Annotated in this window: 1 pseudogene; it reads right to left on the minus strand. The window is 62.9% G+C overall.

What is annotated here, in order from left to right:
* Nucleotides 1-65: 65 nt before the first annotated feature.
* Nucleotides 66-1,715, minus strand: a pseudogene (locus QZY07_RS21460) (hypothetical protein); the annotation flags it as partial.

The raw sequence follows: 1,715 nt of genomic DNA on the forward strand, positions 1-1,715 counted from the left end.
AACTGCAATATTCGCTTTGGTCGCCCGCGATGGCGACGGTTACGGCGCGGCATCGCCGGCTCATTTTAAATGAGTAGCGGAATATGGTTACACGTATTTTTTAGATCATAAAATGCGGCGTTTGTCAATGCGTAAGTCCTGAGATAGGCGTCGATCTCGTCCTGGGTTTCCAGGTACGTCCCCGACATAAAGGCGGTGGCTTTGACGACCCGGCGCGGTTTCACATAGACCGGCGGGGCATCCTGATCGCCGATTTTTGGGGGCTTTCCTGGTGGCTTCTTCAGCGCCGCCTCGATCCTGTCAAGTGCCGCATCGCCCATTTCGACCGCCTGCTGTGCCGCTTGGCCGATATGCGCGAGGCTGCTCTGGCTCTCGACCTGACCCTTGAGCTGCTGCAAGGGATAGAGACACTGGTTGCGCAGATCGCCGCTGGCCTTGGCGGCGTCCAGTTCCACCTGGATCTTGGCGAGTTGCGTGTCGATGCCGGGCAGGATCTGGTCGCGGCGCTGGGCCACCAAGGCGTCGTTAACCCGTTCGACGGTCTGGATCAGGGCCTCGGCCTCTTTGATCAGGCCATAGGGCGCCGCATTCCCCAGAATCGCTTTGATCCGGGCGAGGGCCTTGGCGGCGGTGTCGTCCCGATCCAGCCAGTCGCGGTTGGGCTGGAAGCGGGTTTGGGCCAGGCGCAGCTTGTCCCAGGCGGGGCGCTGGGTGGTGTAGAAATTGGTGAGTTCGTGGACCTCGTCGGAAAGGTCGTGCAGGTCGGCCTTCCGTTCCAGGAACCGGCCGATGAGCCCCACGCTCGCGGTCTCTGCCAGGAGTTTGTTGATGACGCCCAGGGCATCGGCAATCTCCTGACCGCCGGGATAGGTGCCGGTGTCGGCCAGGGTCTTGTACTGGCTGAGGTTGGTTCGCCAACCGCCCAGTTGTAGGCGTAGGTGGGCATCAAGGGCCTCTTCGCCGTCCGGGGCGAGGTTGCCGAAGACCTCTTTGGCCAGATGGCGCGCGGCCTGGAGTTGCCCCTGATCGACGCTCTGGCGTTTGACCACCAGCAGGCGCTTCCATTTGCTGGGGGCGATGACGGCCTCATGGAGCTTGTCGAGGGGCAGGGTCGCGCCGTCGCTCGCCAGGCTGATCTCGCCCTTCCTGACCAGACGCACGATCAGTAGCACCACTTCCCATTCGGGCCAACCATAGGGGCGCAGACCGAAGCGCGTCTCCACCAAGTCTTCCAGGATCACCGGTTTATTGGCGCTGGCCATGAGCTGGATGTAGCTCTGGACTTCATCGAGGGCTTGTTGGTTGCCCTGCCCCGCCTCCAGCGAAAACCCCAGATCGTCCACGTCGGTGGCACTGAGCACCGCCTTGATCTCGGCCTGCGGATTGGCGGAGAGGTGCGCGAGATAGCCGAGCTTGTTGAAGCTGTTGCGGATCAGATAGTTCAGGGCATCGGTCAGGGCCGAGGCGGCGGTGCCGCCCTTGGGCTGGGTGGGCTGACCGGCGGCGTAATAGCCGCCCTCCCGGCACAACTGCTCCAGTTGCAGGACCAGGCGCTGGCGGCGCTCGCGGTTTTCTTCCTGGCGCTCGCGCAGGATCTTGACCGTGGTCGTGGACGCGGTGCCGTCGTTCTTGCGACCCATGTATTTGTCGGTTTGCAGGTAGGTACGCAGTTCCCGCCCCAGGGTCTTGTCGTCGTCGAGTCGGAGGATGAGCTG

Source organism: uncultured Thiocystis sp. (genome assembly GCF_903866365.1).
Lineage (GTDB): Bacteria > Pseudomonadota > Gammaproteobacteria > Chromatiales > Chromatiaceae > Chromatium.